The sequence below is a fragment of the Saccharomonospora iraqiensis subsp. paurometabolica YIM 90007 genome, assembly GCF_000231035.2.
Classification (GTDB): Bacteria; Actinomycetota; Actinomycetes; order Mycobacteriales; family Pseudonocardiaceae; genus Saccharomonospora; species Saccharomonospora paurometabolica.
On sequence record NZ_KI912211.1, the window covers coordinates 13,012 to 13,639 of the forward strand.

The window sequence follows — 628 nt, forward strand, 5'->3', positions numbered from 1 at the left end:
CCGTGGTGCAGGGACACTCGCCGGACACCGGCTGGCCCGAGCTGGCGCGGGCCTGTGTGGCCGTGCGCGCCGGGGCGCGGTGGGTGGCGTGCAACGTCGACGCGACCCTGCCGAGCGAACGCGGTGAGCTGCCCGGGAACGGGGCCATGGTCGCCGCGCTGCGCACCGCCACCGGAGCCGAACCCGAGGTGGCGGGCAAACCGAGGGCGCCCCTGCTCCGCACCGCCGCGGAGTCCGCGGGGGCCACCGACCCTCTCGTGGTGGGGGACCGGCCGGACACCGACATCGCGGGTGCCGTCGCCGCCGGGTACCGGTCGTTGGCCGTGCTGACCGGGGTCGCGACCCCGGCGGCCCTGCTCGGGCTCGCCCCGCACGAACGGCCGGATCACCTCGCCGACGATCTCGCGGTGCTCGCCGGTGAGGTTCCCGCGGAGGCGCTGGGCGTCGACGACGGTGACCCGACGCCGGACGACGGTGTCCCGTGGCGGGTCGCCGACGACGGTGCCGTGCTCACCGTGACCGCCGTACCCGGCGCGTACCCGGACCCGACCGGGGTGGACCTGCTCCGGCGGCTGTGTGCCCGGGCCTGGCGCTCCGGCACCACCGCGGTCCGGGGCGGGGACGCGAC

1 protein-coding gene is annotated in these 628 nt (G+C 78.0%); it reads left to right on the forward strand.

What is annotated here, in order from left to right; genetic code table 11:
- On the forward strand, nt 1-628 hold a 628-nt coding region (locus SACPADRAFT_RS30305; protein ID WP_040923949.1), incomplete at both ends, for an HAD hydrolase-like protein.